Raw genomic sequence first — 17,400 nt, 5'->3', positions numbered from 1 at the left:
ATAATGACCGCCCATCCCGCCTCCTTCCTGTCTGCCTGCCGCGCCCTGGCGATGACGCTGGCCTTGCTGGCGCTGGCCGGCTGCGCGGGCGCGCCGCCCCTGCCCGCGCGCGACGCCGGCTTTTCGCTGCCGCGCCAGTTGCACGTGGTGCAGGCCGCGCCGGGCCAGCCCGCCCTGGACCTGCTGCTGGTGGTCCAGCGCGAAGACGCCGCCTTGCGGTGGTCGCTGTTCGACCCCATGGGCGTGCCGCAGGCGCGCCAGATGCTGGAGCGCGGGCAATGGCGCAACGATGGTTTCATGCGGCCCAATGCGCAGGCGCGCGATCTGTTCGCGGCGCTGATGTTTGCCTGGACCCCGCAGGCCGAACTTGACGCAGCCTACGGCGCGGCGTCGTGGCGCGCGGCCTCGCAAGGCGGCGCCACGCAACGCCTGCTGCTCGATGGCGGCAAGGTGCGCTGGACGGTCTCCTATCCCGCGGACTCGCAGAGCCAGGCGTTGTCGATCGGCAGCGCCAGCGGCGTCACGTGGCGCATCACCCCCCTGAAGGAACAGCCATGACGACCTGGCTTGGCACTCCCGGCATCGTCTGCGCGCTGGGCGCTGGCGTGGACGCCGTCGGCCGCGCCGCGTTCGCGGGCGACACCAGCGGCATGCGCGCCCAGGACGGCTGGGTGATCGGCCGCACGCTGACGTTGGGCGCCGTCACCGGCGCGCTGCCGCCGGCGCCCCCGCAGATGCCCGCGCATCACCACAGCCGCAATAACCAGTTGCTGCTTGCAGCGGCCCTCCAGATCGAGGACCGGCTGCGCAGCGCCATCGCCCGATACGGCGCCGCGCGCGTCGCGGTGGTGCTGGGCACCAGCACGTCCGGCGTGAATGACAATGCGCCCGCGTTCCGCCATCTGCGCGCGCACGGCGCCTGGCCGGACGACTACGACTACCGCCGGCAGGCCCTGTCCTCGCCCGCCGCCTTCCTTGCGGACTGGCTGGGCGTGACGGGGCCGGCCTACACCCTGTCCACCGCATGCACCTCCAGCGCCCGCGCCCTGCTGTCGGCGCGCAGGCTGCTGCAGCTGGGCCTGTGCGACGCGGTGATCTGCGGCGGCGCCGACACGCTCTGCCGCCTGACCATCAATGGCTTCGCGACGCTCGAAGCCGTCGACGAAGCGCTGTGCGCGCCCTTCTCGGCCCATCGCCGCGGCATCAACATCGGCGAAGCCGGCGTGCTGTTCCTGATGGAACGCGATCCAGCCGATGCCAACGCCGTCGCGCTCTTGGGCGGCGGCGCCAGCTCCGACGCCTGGCACATGTCCGCGCCCGACCCGACCGGCGAAGGCGCGCGCCGGGCCATGCAGGCCGCGCTGCAATCGGCCGGCGTGGACGCCGCCGGCATCGGCTGGCTTAACCTGCACGGGACCGGCACGCCGCACAACGACGCCATGGAAAGCCACGCCACCCACGCGGTGTTTCCGAACGGCGTGCCCTGCGCGTCGACCAAGGCGCTGACCGGCCACACGCTGGGCGCGGCCGGCGCCCTGGAAGCCGCGCTGGCCTGGATCACGCTGTCCGCCACCAACACGCAGGGCGCGCTGATGCCCCATGTGTGGGATGGCCAACCGGATCCGGCGCTGCCCGCGCTGGACTTCAGCACGTCAGCGCACCGCTACCCGGCGGGCCGGCGGCGGCTCGCCATGAGCAACTCGTTCGCCTTCGGCGGCAACAATGCCAGCCTGGTGCTGGGAGGCCAGCCATGACGACTTGGCCCATGGCCAGCCTGCTGCCGCACGCGGGCGACATGATCCTGCTCGACGCGGTCACCCACCATGACGCGGACAGCCTTACCGCCCAGGCCGTCGTGCGGCCGGGCCCCTACTCGCTGCCCGACGGCTCGCTGCCGCCCTGGCTTGGCATGGAACTGATGGCGCAGGCCGTCGGCGCCTGGGCGGGTTGCCAGGCCCGCCAGGCCAACGAAGCCGTCAAGCTCGGCTTCCTGCTTGGCACGCGGCGCTACGAATGCCACGACGCATCGTTGCCCGCCGGCGCCGCCCTCACCGTCCACGTCGAACGCGGCCTGATCGACGCCAGCGGCATGAGCGTCTTCGAATGCGAACTGCGCGAGGGCACGCGCGTGCTGGCCCAAGCCCGGCTCAACGTCTATCAGCCCAGCGACCCCAACACCCTTATGCAGGAACAAGCCCCCCAATGAGCGCCGACCCCATTCTCGTCACCGGCTCGAGCCGCGGCATCGGCCGCGCCATCGCGCTGGCCCTGGCCGACGCGGGCCACGATCTGGTGCTGCATTGCCGCCAACAGCGCGCGCAGGCCGAGGCCGTCCAGGCCGAGGTGCAGGCCCGTGGCCGCCAGGCCCGCATCCTTCAGTTCGACGTGGCCGACCGCGCGCAGTGCGCCGCGGTGCTGCAGGCAGATGTCGACGCGCACGGCGCGTATTACGGCGTGGTGCTCAATGCCGGCCTGACGCGCGATGGCGCGTTCCCCGCCCTGACGGGCGACGATTGGGACCAGGTGCTGCGGACCAACCTGGACGGTTTCTACAACGTGATGAGCCCGCTGGCGATGCCCATGATCCGCCGCCGCGCGGCGGGCCGCGTGGTGTGCATGACCTCGGTCTCCGGATTGGTCGGCAACCGCGGACAGGTCAACTACAGCGCCTCGAAGGCCGGCCTCATCGGCGCCGCCAAGGCGCTCGCCGTGGAACTGGCCAAACGCCACATCACCGTGAACTGCGTGGCGCCCGGTCTGATCGATACGGACATGATCGACGAGCAGGTGCCGGTCGAGGAAATCCTGAAGGCCATCCCGGCGCAGCGCATGGGCCGGCCCGAAGAGGTGGCCGCGACCGTGACATTCCTGATGTCCCCCGGCGCCGCGTACATCACGCGCCAGGTCATCGCTGTAAACGGAGGACTTTGCTGATGAAACGCGTCGTTGTCACCGGCATGGCCGGCATCAGCGCCCTGGGATCGGAATGGCAAGCCATCCAGCAGGCTTTCCAGGAGGGCCGCAGCGCCATTCGCGTCATGCCCGACTGGTCGCGCTACACGGAACTGAATACCCGTCTGGGCGGCCCGGTCGAAAACTTCCAGCCGCCTTCGCACTGGACGCGCAAGCAGTTGCGCAGCATGGGCCGGGTGTCGCAGCTGGCGGTGCGCGCCGCCGAGAACGCCCTGGCCGACGCCGGCCTGCTGGGCGAGCGCAGCATCACCGACGGGCGCATGGGCGTGGCCTGCGGATCGTCGGTCGGCAGCACCGCGGAAATCCGCGCCTTCGGCAACATGCTGCTCAACGGCGTGACGGATGACCTGAACGCCAATTCCTACGTGCGCATGATGCCGCACACCACCGCGGCCAACATCGGCATCTTCTTCGAACTGAAGGGCCGGATCATCCCGACCTCCAGCGCCTGCACATCCGGCAGCCAGGGCATCGGCTACGCCTACGAGGCCATCCGCTACGGCCGTCAGGACCTGATGCTGGCGGGCGGCGCCGAAGAACTGTGCCCCAGCGAAGCGCTGGTGTTCGACGCGCTGTACGCAACCAGCCAGAAGAACGACACGCCGGAACTGACGCCCCGCCCCTACGACCGCGACCGCGACGGACTGGTCATCGGCGAAGGCAGCGGCATGCTGGTCCTCGAATCGCTGGAACACGCCCAGGCCCGCGGTGCGCGCATCCACGCCGAGATCGTGGGCTTTGGCAGCAATTCGGACGGCACGCACATCACCCGGCCCGAAGCGGCCACCATGCGCATCGCGATGGAGATGGCGCTGGCCGACGCCGGCCTGCCGCCCGAGGCCATCGGCTACGTGAACGGGCACGGCACCGCGACCGAACAGGGCGACGTGGCCGAAACGCAGGCGACTTCCGGCCTCTTTGGCAGCCGCATGCCGATCAGCTCGCAGAAAAGCTATCTGGGCCACACGCTGGGCGCCTGCGGCGCGCTGGAATCTTGGTTCAGCATCGAGATGCTCAGGAACGATTGGTACGCCCCCACGCTGAATCTGCAGAATGTCGATCCGCTATGCGGCGAGCTCGACTATCTGGACGGAGACGGCCGGCGCATGAGCAACGAATACGTGATGAACAACAACTTCGCGTTTGGCGGCATCAACACGTCCCTGATCTTCAAGCGCTGGCCCTGACGCGGGCCAGCGCCGCTGGTACCGCTTTCCCGCTTTTCCAACGTCTCATCAAGGAATGCAAGTCATGACCCTCCATTGCAAGCTCGCTGGCGCGCTGGCCGTGTCGTTTGCCCTGACCGCCCCGGTCCTGGCCGCGGATCGCACCGTCCACCTGCCCCTCGCGGCCGCCGTCAAGGCCGCGCAGGACGCCGGCAAGATCGACGGCAGCGTCAAGTTCTACCTGGCTGGCACGGGGCCCAAGGGCAAGGTGCTGGAGGCCGGCGTGGTCACCAACCGCAAGACGAACGCCTTTGCCAAGAAGGACGAAGAGGCTTGCGTGTGGGTGGCCCAGTCCGCCGTGATCGCGCTGCATGAAGCCGCGAAGAAGGCCGGCGCCAATGCCGTCACCAATATCGTCAGCTACTACCGCAAGAACGAATACCGCAGCACCACCGATTACGAGTGCCACGCCGGCGCCATGGTGGCAGGCGTCGCGCTGCGCGGCGACCTCGCCACGGTGAAGTAAGCGCAACGGGCCGGGGCCGCCCGGTGCGCCCCGGCCCGGTTTACACTTCCCGATTACCGCAACACCACAAAGGTTTACCGATGAGCACTGCTACGCTCAAGACCCGCCTGTCCGACGCCGTCAAGGACGCGATGCGCGCCAAGGCCACCGAGCGCCTGACCACGCTGCGATTCCTGCTGGCTGCCGTCAAGCAGAAGGAAGTGGACGAACGCCGCGATCTGTCCGACGCCGAAATCACCGCCATCATCGAAAAGCAGGTCAAGCAGCGCCGCGAATCGATCGCCGCGTTCGAGCAGGCTGGCCGCACGGAAACCGCCGAGCAGGAAAAGGGCGAACTCGCCGTGCTGCAGGAATTCCTGCCCCAGGCCGCGACGCCCGAGGAAGTGGCTGCCGCCATCGACGCCGCGCTGGCGGAAGTGGCCGCGCAAGGCGTGACCGGCGCGCCCGCGATGGGCAAGGTGATGGCGATCCTCAAGCAGAACCTGGCCGGCCGCGCCGACATGACGGCGCTGTCGCAGCAAGTGAAAGCCCGCCTCGCAAACTAAAACGCCCCCCCAAACAGATCCGGCTGGCGCGACTGCTCCGCCGGATCTGCGAAGTTGCTCATCCCCACTCCCGCCAGCCGGTACAGCGTGTCCGGCGGCAGGTCGACCCGTTCGCATAGCAGCCGAGCCAGCGCGGCCAGTTCCAGGGCGGATGCGGGCGGCTGCGCGCAGGTCTGGCTGCGCGTCAGGATCCGGAAGCGGTCGGTCTTCAGCTTGAGCACCACCGTGCGTCCCAAGGCGCCCTTCTTCAGCGCCTGATCCCACACTTTTTCCGCCATGCGGTCCAGCGCGTCTCCCACGGCGTCCAGCCGGACATCGTTGGAAAACGTGGTTTCCGCGGACACCTGTTGCAGCGGCTGGTCCGTCTGCACCTCGCGTTCGTCGATGCCGCGCGCCAGTTCATACAGGCGCCGGCCGTAGCGGCCGAAATAGTGCTCAAGTTCTTGCGCGCTGTGCGTCGCCAAGTCGCCCACCGTCTGGATTCCAAGCTGCTCCAGGCGCGCCTGCGTGACCTTGCCCACGCCCGGCACCTTGCGCACCGGCAAGGCCTCCAGAAACGCCAGCACCTTGTTGGGCCGCACCACGAACAGCCCATCGGGCTTGTTCCAGTCAGACGCGATCTTGGCCAGGAACTTGTTTGGCGCCACGCCCGCCGACGCGGTCAGGCCGGTTTCCTCGCGGATCTGCTGGCGGATCACCTGCGCCACCTCGGTGGCCGACGGCAGCCCGCATTTGTTGACCGTGACGTCCAGGTAGGCCTCGTCCAGCGACAAGGGTTCGATCAGGTCGGTATGGCGCGCGAAGATCTGCCGCACCTGGCGCGAGACGTCGCGGTATCGGTTGAAATCGGGCGGCACGTAGATCGCGTGCGGGCAAAGGCGTTCGGCCTTGATGGCCGACATCGCGGAATGGATGCCGTAGCGCCGCGCCTCGTACGAGGCCGCGCACACGACCGAACGCGGGCCCGTCCAGGCCACGACCACCGGCTTGCCACGCAGGTCGGGGTTGTCGCGCTGCTCCACGGATGCATAGAAAGCATCCATGTCCACATGCACGATCTTGCGCGCGGACTGCGCGGGCGCCTGCCCCGTCATGGCCTCAATCCCGTGGCAAAAACATATATTATGACCGGCGACAATTCGCTATCCCTTCTTGCCCCCGACGGATCCATGACTGCACCCGCCCGCGCCAACACCGACTACTTCGGCCTGACCATTCCTTTCATGAGTTTCATCGGCCTGGTGCCGGAAAGCATCGCGCCCGCTTACGCCCGCACGACGCTGCCGTGGCGCGAAGACTTGACCAACAGCCGCGGCGATGTGCACGGCGGCACGCTGATGAGCGTGCTGGACTTCACCCTGAGCGCCGCCGCTCGCGGCTCGGCCGACGCCACCGAAGGCATGGCCACCATCGACATGAACACCACGTTCCTGTCGCCCGGCACCGGCGATCTGGTCATCGAGGCGCGCTGCCTGCGCCGCGGCGCCTCCATCGCCTTCTGCGAGGGCGACATCCGCCGCGCTGACGGCGAACTGGTGGCACGCGCCACCGCCACCTTCAAGATCATCCGCCGCCGTCCGGGCGGCGACTGACCTAGCCGGGCTGGCTGTCCTACCTGGGCAGGTCGCGCGACGGCTTGACGGGCGGACGCGGATCCAGCGGCATGTACGTGCTGCACGACACCAGCCCGTAGTACACCGCGTCCTGCATGGCGCGCATCGCGGCGGCATCCCACGTGCCCTTGCCCCACATCACGACGCGAACGTCCGTGGACTTCGGGCCCAGCGACTTCAGGTCCACGCGCGACATTTCGCGATCAGAGTACGGCGCCAGCACGCGCACCACGCCGGTTTGCGCGCTTTCGTTCAGGTCGGACACGACTCGGTAGGCGTTGTCGGTGCTGCGCAGGCAGGCGTTGGACTGGCGGATGACCGCATCGTAGGCGTCCTTGAACGCCACCGGCGCCTTGAATTCGCTGTGCGGCGACGCGCTGTCCGGCGAAATGCCGAGCGAGCAGCCGGCCAGCCCCAGGGCCAGCGCCGAGGCCGCGACCAGATTCCTGTACATGTAAATCTCCAGAAGAATTGCCGCGATTATCCCGCAAACCGTCTGACGGCATAAGTGGGGCCGGTTCGACACCCCTCGCGCGGCTATGGCATTATCGACCGGCCATTGCAACGCGGATCGACATCACGGAGGTTTCCCTTGTTCTCATTCCTGCGCACCGTCCTGGCGGCCGGCATTGTCGGCGCCTCATTGGGTGCCTGCGCCACGCAGCCGCCTCCTCGCGCCTATCCCCTGAAAGATTTCTTCCGCAACCCCGATCGCGGCTTTTTCCGGCTCTCGGACGACGGCCAGACGCTCTCGTTCATGCAGCCGACCAGCGTGGACGGCAATCCCGCCCGCATGAACATCTATGTGCAGCCCCTGCAAGGCAGCGAGCTCGTCGGCGAGCCGCGCCAACTGACCCGCGAGACCGCGCGCGACATCAGCGCCTACTTCTGGAAAGGCGCGGACGTGGTGCTGTACCAGAAGGATTTTGGCGGTGACGAGAACTTCCACGTCCTGGCCGTCAATGCCAAGACCGGCACGATCACCGACCTGACGCCCTACGAGGGCGTGCGCGCGGGCATCGAAGACGACCTGGAAGACGATCCCGACCACGTGCTGATCAGTCACAACCAGCGCGACCCCGAAGTCTTTGACGTCTACCGCGTCAACGTCCACACCGGCGCGGCCGTGCTGGTGGCGCAGAACCCGGGCAACATCGTCGGCTGGCAGACCGACCACGCCGGCAAGGTGCGCGCCGCCGTCGCCAGCGACGGGCTGAACACCACCCTGCTCTACCGCGACGACGAAGCCTCCGACTTCCGCCCCCTCATCACCACCGACTACCGCACCAGCGTCAGCCCCGCGTTCTTCACGTTCGACGACAACAAGTTCTACGCGCTCAGCAACCGCGGCCGCGACAAGCTTTCGCTCGTCGTCATCGACCCGGCCACGCCGGACGTTGAAGACGTCATCTTCACGCCCGACGCGGTCGACCTGGACGGCGCGGCATTCTCGCGCAAGCGCCGCGTGCTGACCGTCGCGTCCTACCAGACCGACAAGCCGCAATACAAATTCTTCGACGCCGAAACCGAAGCGCTGTACAAGACCCTCGCTGAGCGCCTGCCCGGCTACGACGTCGTCCTGCAGGGCGGCAACCGCGACGAAAACAAGTTCATCGTCGCCGCCTACAACGACCGTACGCCCGGTTCGCGCTACATCTATGACGCGGTAGCCGGCACGCTGACCAAGCTGGCGGACCTGAATCCGGCGATCCCCGAGGCCGATATGTCGCGGGTGCAGCCCATCAGCTACCAAAGCCGCGACGGCCGCACCATCCACGGCTACCTGACGCTGCCCGCGGGCCGCACGCCCAAGAACCTGGCTTGCGTGGTCAACCCGCACGGCGGCCCCTGGGCCCGCGACGGCTGGGGCTACAACCCCGAAGTGCAATTCCTGGCCAACCGCGGTTTCTGCGTCCTGCAGATGAACTTCCGCGGCTCCACCGGCTACGGCCGCGACTTCTGGGAAGCGGGCTTCGGACAATGGGGCCTGGCGATGCAGGACGACATCACCGATGGCGTCGAATGGCTGGTCAAGCAAGGCATCGCCGATCCAAAGCGCATCGGCATCTATGGCGCCAGCTACGGCGGCTATGCGACGCTGGCCGGCGTGGCCTTCACGCCGGACCTGTACGCCGCGGCGGTCGACTACGTGGGCGTGTCCAACCTCTTTACGTTCATGAAGTCGATTCCGCCCTACTGGAAGCCGATGCTGGACAAGATGCAGGACATGGTGGGCGACCCGGTGCGGGACCGCGACCGCCTGACCGCCACGTCGCCGGCGCTGCATGCGGACAAGATCCGCACGCCGCTATTCGTGGCGCAGGGCGCCAAGGATCCGCGCGTGAACAAGGACGAGAGCGATCAGATGGTATCGGCGCTCAAGGCTCGCGGCGTCGATGTGGAATACATGGTCAAGGACAACGAAGGCCACGGCTTTCACAACGACGAGAACAAGTTCGAGTTCTACGAGGCCATGGAGAAGTTCCTGACGGAACACCTCAAGCAGTAGTGCCCGCGGCTTCGGCCTCCAGGGCATTCGTGGCGGCGGCCGGCAGGCCGCCGCCTGCCCGAACCATCCCCCGGCCGCTCCAGGCCATTTCCACCCGGTCGCGCCCCTGTTCCTTGGCCCGGTACAACGCCACGTCGGCCCGCGCCAGGATCACGTCGGCGCTATCGCCGGGCTGATAGGACGCCAGCCCCCCGCTTGTGGTCATCTGCACTTCCAACCCCTGCAGGTAAAGCGGCATGTCGCGCAAGGCGTCGCAGACGCGCTGCGCGTGCACCAGCGCGCTCGCCGGATCACAGTCGTACATCAGCAGCACGAATTCCTCGCCGCCCATGCGTCCGAAGCGGTCGCTCGACCGGACCGCGTTCTGCACCACGCGCGCGAAGTGCCGCAGCGCAGTGTCGCCGCCCGCGTGCCCATAGCGGTCGTTGATGGATTTGAAATGGTCGATGTCCAGCACCAGCACCGCCAGCTTCCCGCCGCTGCGCTCGCAACGTTGCAGCTCGCGTTCCAGCTCGTCCAGGATGCTGCGCCGCGAGTAGGCCTGCGTCAGGCTGTCGAACGTCAGCGCGGCCTGCATCTTTTCCGCCTGGCTGGACTGGATCATGAAAAGCAGCGCCAGAAACAGCCCCGGCACCGTCACGGAGCCGCACACGATGAAGAACAGGCCCCACGCCGACGGCTGCAACAGCGACACCGGCGCTTCCACGCCCGCGCCGTAGACATACACGCGCAGCGCGTGCAATCCCACCAGCCCGAAGAGGGCCAGCAGCAGGTAGAGCACGACGCCTTTGGTCTGGATGCGCCGCCGCTGCCGGAAGATGACCCACCCCGTTGCCGCCATCAGCACGCAGGTGTAGCCGGAATACAGCATCATCCGCGACAGCAGGCTGTCGTTGCGATACAGCAGCAGCGCAAAGCCAAACGTGCACAGCGAGCACAACACGGTCGTGCGCAGGATGTGCGGATGCAAGCCGAAGAACTGGCGCACGCCGATGTACACCAGCGCGGCGGACACGGCCCAGGCCGCGTTGGACACCATCACATAGGCCGCGGGCGGCATCATTTCGGCGCACGCGTAGGCCAGCATCGACAGCACGGCCAGCGCATTGGCCGCCATGAACGCGGGCACGCCTTCGACGCCGCGGCCATGAAACGGCAGCAGCAGCGGCAACGCCAGCGCCGTGGCGAGTCCCCACATCAGGAAAAACAAGCTAGTCGTCATGGTTGTTCCGGCTCAGGCCTTCTGGGCCTGCCCCGCCGTTGGGAATTGCAGTTGCACTGGGTTCGCAATCGATAACGCGTTACACGTCAGCATTTTTGATGCTTTTTGTTACCAGAACGACAAAATGACCCGCTGCGCGTTTGCCCATCGGGGCAACGCGCGCCTGTTCGTTCAGAACCTTTACCGCCCGCGCCAAGACGATCGTACGGCCTGCGACGAAAGAATACGCCAACCCGCCTGCGCCGTGACGCTCCCTTTGCAGTAATTGACAGTTAACTTGCGCAAATATCCGTAAAGTTCCATCCGTCGACGGCGCAGCCATAAGCGCCGCGATCACGCCCCACGGGCGTGGCGCGTACTAGCCATGCACTCCGATACGCGAGTGCGAAGGTCCCCGCAGCGGGCGCCGCGCAACTTCCATTCAAACGTCCGTTCCCGCCCGCAGGCGAATTGATCGCCTGCGCTGTCCTGCCCGGTCCTTGCGCCTGGCGGCCTGGCGGAGCCATGGACGCCCCGAATTGCAACTGCGGATGTCATACAGATGCCAATCGAACGACCCAGGCGGCCTCACGCCGTCGGACCCAGAATGAATGTGATGGCGGCGGGCGCGCTGCTGGCGCCCGTGCTGGCGCTTGCCGGCCCGCCGGACAGCTACGATGCGCTGATCGAGCGCGCCCGCGCCGGCGACTACGAACCGGCGCTGGCGATGCTTCGCGCGCAAGGAAGCGCCGGGCGAGTGCAAGCGGTCCACGACCGGATCGTCATCGCGGGCTGGGCGGGCAAGCCCGCCGAAGCCATCGCCGCCTACGAATCCCTGCCCGCGGGCGCGACGCTGCCCGCCACCGTCCAGCTTGCCGTGGCCAGGGCCTATCGCGACCTGCAGCGCTGGCCGCAGGCGCTATCGGGCTACCGCGCGGGCATCCGCCACCATCCCGGCGAGCCCGCGTTCGCGGCTGGTGAAATCATGACGCTTGCCGACGCCGGGGACTTTCCCGCCGCGATCGCCGCGGGCGAAAAGCGCATCGCCCGCCAGCCCCGCGACGCCGACGCGCGGCTGGCGCTCAGCTACGTCTACGCGCGCCAGTCCCTCCCGTTTGAGGCATTGCATCAGGCCGATCAGGCGCTGGCGGTGGCGCCCGCCACCCCCTACGTGGTGCGCGAGTACGTCCGGGCGCTGCAAGGCGCCCGCATGGCCGACGTGGCGTGGGACTGGGCCCGGCGCTATCAAACATTGTTTACCGCCGCCGAATTGCGCGGCTTGCAGGCCGACGCCTTGGCGCAACTGGCGCGCCTGTCCGCGATGCCCGCGCGCGGCGAGGCCGAACGGTTCGCCCTCGCGGACCGGGCCCTGGCGGGCTACGCCTCGGCAATTGCCGATTGGCGCGCGGTCGGCGACGAGGCGCGCGCCGACGTGCTGCGTGCGCGCATCGACCGGCTGCACGCCCTGCACGCCCGGGTGCAGATGGAGGCGCTGACGCAGGAATACGAAGCGTTGCTGGACGAGGGCGTGGAGGTGCCGCGATACGCACTCTCCGATGTGGCCTCCGCCTATCTGTACCTGCGCCAGCCCGAACGCGCCCGGGACCTGTACCGGCAAGTCGCCGCCAGCGACGCCGCGCCCGGCGACGATCCCGGCCAACGCCTGGCCACCCAGACGGGCCTTTACTACGCCCTGGCCGAAGGCGAGCAGTTCGACGAGACGCCCCCCGTCACCGACGCGGTGCAGTCGGGCTACGCCCCGTGGCTCTACTACAAGGGCCAGGCCACCCGCATGCCCAACGACCTGAACCTGGAAAGCCGCCAGACCCTGGCCGCCGCGCGCCTTCAGGCCGACGACACGCCCGAGGCCAACCAGCGCCTGACCGACATGGTGCGGCAGGCGCCCAACAATTCCGGCCTGCGCAGCGACCTGGCCACCGTCCATCGCGCCCGCTCCCTGCCCCGCGCGTCGGAAATTGAATTGAAGCTGGCCGAGACGCTGGCGCCGCGCAACATTGCGGTGGAAAACGGCCAGGGCTTTACCGCGATGGACCTGCAGGAATGGCGGCAGGCCGAGGCCTTGTCCGCCGACACGATCACGCGCGCGCCGGAAAACCTGACCAGTCGGCGCCTCGCCCGGGAATGGGCGGTGCATCGCAAAGCCGAACTGCGGATCAGCGGGTACCGCGGGCTGGCCTCGGACAGCCCGGTCACCGGCAACGGCGATTTCGGCATTGACGCCGTGCTGTACTCCCCGCCCTTGCGCTACGACTGGCGCGTCTTTGGCGGCGGCGGTTACGCCGCCGGCGATTTCGAGGAAGGCCGCGGCAACTACCGCTGGCTGCGCACCGGCGTTCAATGGCGTGTGCGCGACCTGACGGTGGAGGGCGAAGTCTCCACCAACGACTACGGGCACGGCGTGAAGCCCGGCGTGCGGCTGTCGGCCGCCTACGATCTGAACGACCATTGGCAGGTCGGCGGCTCGGGCGCCATCTTGTCGCGCGACACGCCGCTGCGCGCGCTGACCAACGATATCTCGTCCAACGGGCTGTCCCTTTACGTGCGCTGGCGCGCCGACGAGCGGCGCGAGTGGACCCTGTCGGCCGCCCCGTCGCATTTCAGCGACGGCAACAGCAGGTGGGAATTCGGCCTAGCCGGCCGAGAGCGCGTCTACACCGCGCCGCACCTGAAAGCCGACCTGGAGCTTGGCCTGTCGACGCAGCGCAATACCCGCGACAACGCGCCCTACTTCAATCCCAGCGCCGACTTCATGGCCCTGCCGGCCGTGCGGGTGACCCACACCCTGCACCGCCGCTACGAAAGCGCGTGGGAGCAGATCGGCACGCTGGGCGCCGGCGCCTACAGCCAGCAAGGCTACGGCACGGGCGGTGTCCTGGCGCTGGGTTACGGCCAGCGTTACCGCGCCAACGACGTCCTGGACATGGGCTTCATGGTGACCGGCACCAGCCGCCCCTATGACGGCGAGCGCGAGCGCGAACTGCGCGTCGTGTTCGACCTTGCCTACCGCTTCTGACCTGGCCTTTTCGGAAACGACATGATGCTCAAACTTCCTGTCCGGCTGATCCTGGCCGGCTTGCTGCTCCTTTTGATGTTGATCCTGACGGCGTGCGCCAAGGACATTCCCGTCTACACGGCGCCCGCCGACCGCCCCGTCGCGGCCGTCGACCTGCCCTGGGTCAATGGACAATTCCTGGCCCTGGCCTACCACGACGTCGAAGACGACGATCCCGATCAGGCATTTCTCAGCGTCCGCACGGACCGGCTGGCCGAGCAATTGGCCTGGCTGCGCGCCAACGGCTACCAGGCCGTATCGGTGGACCAGATCCTGGCGGCCCGCCAGGGGGGAAAACCGTTGCCCGACCGTGCCGTGCTGCTGTCGTTCGACGACGGTTACCGCAGCTTCCGTACCCGCGTGCTGCCCATCCTGAAAGCCTATGGCTGGCCAGCGCTGCTGGCGCCCGTGGGCACGTGGATGGACACGCCGTCCAATCGTCCGGTGGATTTTGGCGGCAGTCCCGAGGCGCGCAAGCGCTTTCTGAACTGGGATGAGATCCGCGAGATCTCGCGGTCGGGACTGGTGGAAATCGCGGCGCATACCGACGCCTCGCACTACGGCGCGCTTGCCAATCCGCAAGGCAACACGGAACCGGCTGCCGCCATCCGGGCCTACGATGCGCGCACCGGCCAGTACGAAACCGAAGCGCAGTTCAACGCCCGCATGGGCCGCGACGTGGCCGCCATCACCGACAAGATCCGCGCCGCTACCGGCAAGAAGCCCCGCGTCTGGGTATGGCCCTACGGCGCGGAAGGCGGGTCGACGCTGCGCATTGCGGCCGAGAACGGCTACGAGATGGCGCTGACGCTGGAAGACGGACCGGGCCGGCTTGCCCGCCTGATGTCCACCCCCCGCATGCTGCTGGCAAGCGATCCGGCGCTCAAGTCCTTTGCCAACAGCGTCGCGGGCATGGAGGCCGCCCCCTTCATGCGCGTGGCGCACATCGACCTGGATTACGTCTACGACCCGGACCCCGAGCAGACCGATCGCAACCTAGGCGTGCTGGTGCAACGCATTCTGGACATGCAGATCAACACGGTGTTCCTGCAGGCCTATTCCGATCCGCAAGGCGATGGGCTGGTGAAGTCGCTGTACTTTCCCAACCGGTGGCTGCCGATGCGCGCCGACCTCTTCAACCGCGCGGCGTGGCAGCTGCACAACCGCGCCAACGTGATGGTCTACGCGTGGATGCCTGTGCTGGCCTTCGACATGGACCCGTCGCTGCCCCGCGTTGCGCGCTGGGATCCGGACACCGGACAGGCGGCGCCCGACGCCGGCCAGTACCGGCGCCTGTCCCCGTTCGACGCCACCGTGCGCACGCGCATCGGCGACGTTTATGAAGACCTGGCGCGCTACGCGATCTTCGACGGGCTGCTGTTCCACGATGACGCCTTGCTGTCCGACTTCGAAGACGCCAGCCCGGGCGCGCTGGCCGCGTATCGCGCGGCCGGACTGCCGGACCGCATCGCCGACCTGCGCGCGGATCCGGACACGATGCAGCGCTGGACCCGCTTCAAGAGCCGTTATCTGGTGGACTTCACCGCGGCGCTCGCCGAAAAAGTGCGTGCCGTGCGCGGGCCGCAGATCAAGACCGCACGCAACCTCTACGCGCAGCCCATCCTGAATCCCGACAGCGAGACGTGGTTTGCGCAGAACCTGGACGACTTTCTGGCCGCCTACGACTGGACCGCGCCGATGGCGATGCCGCTGATGGAGAACGTGGCGCCCGGCAAGGAAAACGCGTGGCTGGACGAGCTGGTCGACGCTGTCGCCCGCCGGCCCGGCGCGCTGTCCCGGACCGTGTTCGAACTGCAAAGCCGCGATTGGCGCACCGGTCCCGACCGTCCTGAAGCCACGCCCGTGGACACGGTCGTGCTGGCCGGCTGGATGCGGCGCCTGCAACTGCGCGGCGCCCGCAGCTTCGGCTACTACCCCGACGACTTTTCGCAAGACCAGCCCCGGTTGCAAGACATCCGGCCCGCCCTCTCCGAAGCCTGGTATCCCCTCCCATGACTGATCGACTGATTGCCCTGCTGATTCTGTGCGCGGTGCTTGGCGCGCCGTTCGGCTTCACCCTGATGCTGACCGGCGAAGCGCTGCTGGGCTTCGTGTTCTTCTACCCCCTGTTCATGTCCGGCATGTGGATGGCGGGCGGCATCTACTTCTGGTGGCATTGGGAGCGCCACTGGCCCTGGGGGCCCGAGCGCGACCCGCCCGAACTGGCCGGTTCGCCGCTGGTGTCCATCCTGGTGCCCTGCTTCAACGAAGCCGACAACGGCGAAGAAACCGTGCTCGCGGCGCTGAACCAGAACTACCCGCACATCGAGGTCATCGCCATCAACGACGGGTCGACCGATGGCACGGATGTGCTGCTGGACCGCCTGGCCGCCGTCCATCCCCGGTTGCGCGTGGTGCATCTGGCGCAAAACCAGGGCAAGGCCATGGCGCTGCGCATGGGCGCGCTGGCGGCACGCAGCGAGTACCTCGTCTGCATCGACGGCGACGCCCTGCTGGACCCCGATGCCGCCGCCTACCTGGTCGCGCCGCTGATCGACAATCCGCGCGTGGGCGCCGTCACGGGCAACCCGCGCATCCGCACCCGCTCCACGCTGATCGGGCGCATCCAGGTGGGCGAGTTCTCGTCGATCATCGGGCTCATCAAGCGCACGCAGCGCGTGTACGGCCAGGTCTTCACGGTGTCGGGCGTGGTCGCGGCCTTCCGGCGCGTCGCACTGGACCGCGCGGGCTACTGGAGCCTGGACATGATCACCGAGGACATCGACATCAGCTGGAAGCTGCAGCGCGACCACTGGTCCATCTTCTACGAACCCCGCGGGCTGTGCTGGATCCTGATGCCGGAAACGCTGCGGGGGCTGTGGAAGCAGCGGCTGCGCTGGGCGCAGGGCGGCGCGGAAGTGTTCCTGAAGAACCTGCGTTCGATCTGGAACTGGCGCCATCGCAGGTTGTGGCCGCTGATGGCCGAGTTCTGCCTGTCGACCGCCTGGGCGTTCGCCTTTGCGCTGTCCGTGGTGCTGTGGCTGGTCAGCCAGATCGTCGCCCTGCCCAACAACATGCAGATCGCCAGCCTGCTGCCGCCCGCCTTCACCGGCATGATGCTGGCGGTCGTCTGCCTGCTGCAATTTGCCGTCAGCATCCTGATCGACCGCCGCTACGAGCCGGGCCTGGCGCGCTCGCTGTACTGGGTCATCTGGTATCCGCTGGCCTACTGGATGGTGAGCCTGTTCACCACCCTGGTCAGTTTCCCCAAGGTCATGCTGCGCAAGCAGGCCCAGCGCGCCCGCTGGACCAGCCCCGACCGCGGCATCAAATCACCGGACGCATCATGATCATCACCACGCAACGCTCGCGCGCGGGCTATCTGTTCGACCTTGCGCTGACCGCCTTCGGCTGGTTCGCTTTCATCTACCTGTTTGGCGCTGGCATCCTGGCGATCCTGCGCGGGGCCGCCGACGGCCCGGAGGCGCCGCTGCTGCCGGTCTTTCTGCCGACGGTGCAAACCTTGTGGGGCTATGCCCTGCTGGCCGTGGTCAACGCCGCGGTCCTGGTGGCGTGGGCGCTCTACAACCACCGCCGCTTTAGCGGCAAGGACCGCCGCAAGCCGATCCGGGCGCTCACCGACCAGCGGCTGGCCAAGAGCTTTGCGGTCAGCGCCGAGCAGTTGGCGCAACTGCGCGCCACCCGCGTGGCCGTCATCCACCACGGCGGCGCGGGCCAGATCGAGGGCATCGACCACCGCCTGCCGCGCCTGCAATCGCTGCGCGCAGGCTGAT

General features: G+C 67.9%; 16 protein-coding genes. 13 read left to right on the top strand and 3 right to left on the bottom strand.

All coding sequences use genetic code 11. From position 1 onward, the window contains the following. Positions 1-3: 3 nt before the first annotated feature. From LN047_RS09825 to LN047_RS09795, 7 genes are all read left to right on the top strand, one after another. The gene (locus tag LN047_RS09825) at positions 4-558 is read left to right on the top strand and encodes a DUF3261 domain-containing protein (protein ID WP_373981622.1); all 555 of its coding nucleotides are present in this window, start codon (positions 4-6) and stop codon (positions 556-558) included. Continuing rightward, positions 555-1,754 carry a beta-ketoacyl-[acyl-carrier-protein] synthase family protein gene (locus LN047_RS09820; RefSeq protein ID WP_373981621.1) on the top strand — a complete coding sequence of 400 codons (1,200 nt, stop codon included), beginning with the start codon at positions 555-557 and terminating at the stop codon, positions 1,752-1,754. The genes LN047_RS09825 and LN047_RS09820 overlap by 4 nt, the downstream gene beginning before the upstream one ends. Next, positions 1,751-2,206: a 3-hydroxylacyl-ACP dehydratase gene (locus tag LN047_RS09815; RefSeq protein WP_373981620.1), complete on the top strand. Its 456-nt coding sequence runs from the start codon at positions 1,751-1,753 to the stop codon at positions 2,204-2,206. The genes LN047_RS09820 and LN047_RS09815 overlap by 4 nt, the downstream gene beginning before the upstream one ends. Next, positions 2,203-2,934 (top strand): 3-oxoacyl-ACP reductase FabG, encoded by a 732-nt coding sequence (gene fabG / locus LN047_RS09810; RefSeq protein ID WP_373981619.1) that lies wholly within the window; start codon positions 2,203-2,205, stop codon positions 2,932-2,934. The genes LN047_RS09815 and fabG overlap by 4 nt, the downstream gene beginning before the upstream one ends. Next, positions 2,934-4,160, top strand: coding sequence for a beta-ketoacyl-ACP synthase (locus LN047_RS09805; protein ID WP_217617841.1), 1,227 nt, complete (start codon positions 2,934-2,936; stop codon positions 4,158-4,160). The genes fabG and LN047_RS09805 overlap by 1 nt, the downstream gene beginning before the upstream one ends. Before the next feature lie 64 nt (positions 4,161-4,224). Beyond that, positions 4,225-4,665 carry an excinuclease gene (locus LN047_RS09800; RefSeq protein ID WP_082586165.1) on the top strand — a complete coding sequence of 147 codons (441 nt, stop codon included), beginning with the start codon at positions 4,225-4,227 and terminating at the stop codon, positions 4,663-4,665. Between the two features lie 80 nt (positions 4,666-4,745). Next, positions 4,746-5,210, top strand: a complete 465-nt coding sequence (locus LN047_RS09795; RefSeq protein ID WP_128828002.1) for a GatB/YqeY domain-containing protein — start codon at positions 4,746-4,748, stop codon at positions 5,208-5,210. Here LN047_RS09795 and dinB read toward each other — a convergent pair. Continuing rightward, positions 5,207-6,304, bottom strand: a complete 1,098-nt coding sequence (gene dinB / locus LN047_RS09790) for a DNA polymerase IV (protein ID WP_056315984.1) — start codon at positions 6,302-6,304, stop codon at positions 5,207-5,209. The two genes, LN047_RS09795 and dinB, sit on opposite strands and share 4 nt — an antisense overlap. Positions 6,305-6,379: 75 nt before the next feature. Here dinB and LN047_RS09785 point away from each other — a divergent pair, with 75 nt between their 5' ends. After that, positions 6,380-6,802 (top strand): PaaI family thioesterase, encoded by a 423-nt coding sequence (locus tag LN047_RS09785; protein ID WP_063955853.1) that lies wholly within the window; start codon positions 6,380-6,382, stop codon positions 6,800-6,802. A 19-nt stretch (positions 6,803-6,821) separates the two neighbouring features. Here the strand turns inward: LN047_RS09785 and LN047_RS09780 are convergent, their stop codons facing one another. Continuing rightward, a complete protein-coding gene (locus LN047_RS09780; RefSeq protein WP_056315981.1) occupies positions 6,822-7,277 on the bottom strand; it encodes a BPTD_2524 family lipoprotein in 456 nt (151 codons plus the stop codon). A 138-nt stretch (positions 7,278-7,415) separates the two neighbouring features. Here LN047_RS09780 and LN047_RS09775 point away from each other — a divergent pair, with 138 nt between their 5' ends. Beyond that, positions 7,416-9,332, top strand: a complete 1,917-nt coding sequence (locus tag LN047_RS09775) for a prolyl oligopeptidase family serine peptidase (RefSeq protein WP_373981618.1) — start codon at positions 7,416-7,418, stop codon at positions 9,330-9,332. On the opposite strand, the gene LN047_RS09770 is transcribed toward LN047_RS09775, so the two are convergent. Further along, positions 9,322-10,554: a GGDEF domain-containing protein gene (locus LN047_RS09770; RefSeq protein ID WP_373981617.1), complete on the bottom strand. Its 1,233-nt coding sequence runs from the start codon at positions 10,552-10,554 to the stop codon at positions 9,322-9,324. The two genes, LN047_RS09775 and LN047_RS09770, sit on opposite strands and share 11 nt — an antisense overlap. Positions 10,555-11,140: 586 nt before the next feature. On the opposite strand from LN047_RS09770, the gene pgaA reads away from it, so the two are divergent. Genes pgaA through pgaD form a run of 4 tightly spaced genes read left to right on the top strand, consistent with a single transcriptional unit; the run spans position 11,141 to position 17,399 of the window. Continuing rightward, a complete protein-coding gene (gene pgaA, locus LN047_RS09765; RefSeq protein ID WP_373981616.1) occupies positions 11,141-13,567 on the top strand; it encodes a poly-beta-1,6 N-acetyl-D-glucosamine export porin PgaA in 2,427 nt (808 codons plus the stop codon). 21 nt (positions 13,568-13,588) lie between these two features. Next, a complete protein-coding gene (gene pgaB, locus LN047_RS09760; RefSeq protein WP_373981615.1) occupies positions 13,589-15,622 on the top strand; it encodes a poly-beta-1,6-N-acetyl-D-glucosamine N-deacetylase PgaB in 2,034 nt (677 codons plus the stop codon). Beyond that, positions 15,619-16,956, top strand: coding sequence for a poly-beta-1,6-N-acetyl-D-glucosamine synthase (gene pgaC, locus LN047_RS09755; RefSeq protein WP_373981614.1), 1,338 nt, complete (start codon positions 15,619-15,621; stop codon positions 16,954-16,956). Before pgaB ends, pgaC begins: the two co-directional genes overlap by 4 nt. Beyond that, the gene (gene pgaD, locus LN047_RS09750; protein WP_373981613.1) at positions 16,953-17,399 is read left to right on the top strand and encodes a poly-beta-1,6-N-acetyl-D-glucosamine biosynthesis protein PgaD; all 447 of its coding nucleotides are present in this window, start codon (positions 16,953-16,955) and stop codon (positions 17,397-17,399) included. The genes pgaC and pgaD overlap by 4 nt, the downstream gene beginning before the upstream one ends. Position 17,400: the final 1 nt, after the last annotated feature.

This window comes from Achromobacter sp. JD417 (genome assembly GCF_041879325.1).
In the GTDB taxonomy this organism is placed as follows: domain Bacteria; phylum Pseudomonadota; class Gammaproteobacteria; order Burkholderiales; family Burkholderiaceae_B; genus Achromobacter; species Achromobacter mucicolens.
Note: the sequence above shows the minus strand (reverse complement) of the source record. Positions and strands in the feature narration are given on the sequence as shown.

Coding starts and splice junctions, on each gene's coding strand:
- pgaB (WP_373981615.1), top strand. CDS start 13,589: ATGATGCTCAAACTTCCTGTCCGGCTGATCCTGGCCGGCTTGCTGCTC.
- LN047_RS09770 (WP_373981617.1), bottom strand. CDS start 10,554: ATGACGACTAGCTTGTTTTTCCTGATGTGGGGACTCGCCACGGCGCTG.
- LN047_RS09820 (WP_373981621.1), top strand. CDS start 555: ATGACGACCTGGCTTGGCACTCCCGGCATCGTCTGCGCGCTGGGCGCT.
- fabG (WP_373981619.1), top strand. CDS start 2,203: ATGAGCGCCGACCCCATTCTCGTCACCGGCTCGAGCCGCGGCATCGGC.
- pgaC (WP_373981614.1), top strand. CDS start 15,619: ATGACTGATCGACTGATTGCCCTGCTGATTCTGTGCGCGGTGCTTGGC.
- LN047_RS09825 (WP_373981622.1), top strand. CDS start 4: ATGACCGCCCATCCCGCCTCCTTCCTGTCTGCCTGCCGCGCCCTGGCG.
- LN047_RS09805 (WP_217617841.1), top strand. CDS start 2,934: ATGAAACGCGTCGTTGTCACCGGCATGGCCGGCATCAGCGCCCTGGGA.
- LN047_RS09780 (WP_056315981.1), bottom strand. CDS start 7,277: ATGTACAGGAATCTGGTCGCGGCCTCGGCGCTGGCCCTGGGGCTGGCC.
- LN047_RS09785 (WP_063955853.1), top strand. CDS start 6,380: ATGACTGCACCCGCCCGCGCCAACACCGACTACTTCGGCCTGACCATT.
- LN047_RS09815 (WP_373981620.1), top strand. CDS start 1,751: ATGACGACTTGGCCCATGGCCAGCCTGCTGCCGCACGCGGGCGACATG.
- pgaA (WP_373981616.1), top strand. CDS start 11,141: ATGAATGTGATGGCGGCGGGCGCGCTGCTGGCGCCCGTGCTGGCGCTT.
- LN047_RS09795 (WP_128828002.1), top strand. CDS start 4,746: ATGAGCACTGCTACGCTCAAGACCCGCCTGTCCGACGCCGTCAAGGAC.
- pgaD (WP_373981613.1), top strand. CDS start 16,953: ATGATCATCACCACGCAACGCTCGCGCGCGGGCTATCTGTTCGACCTT.
- LN047_RS09800 (WP_082586165.1), top strand. CDS start 4,225: ATGACCCTCCATTGCAAGCTCGCTGGCGCGCTGGCCGTGTCGTTTGCC.
- dinB (WP_056315984.1), bottom strand. CDS start 6,304: ATGACGGGGCAGGCGCCCGCGCAGTCCGCGCGCAAGATCGTGCATGTG.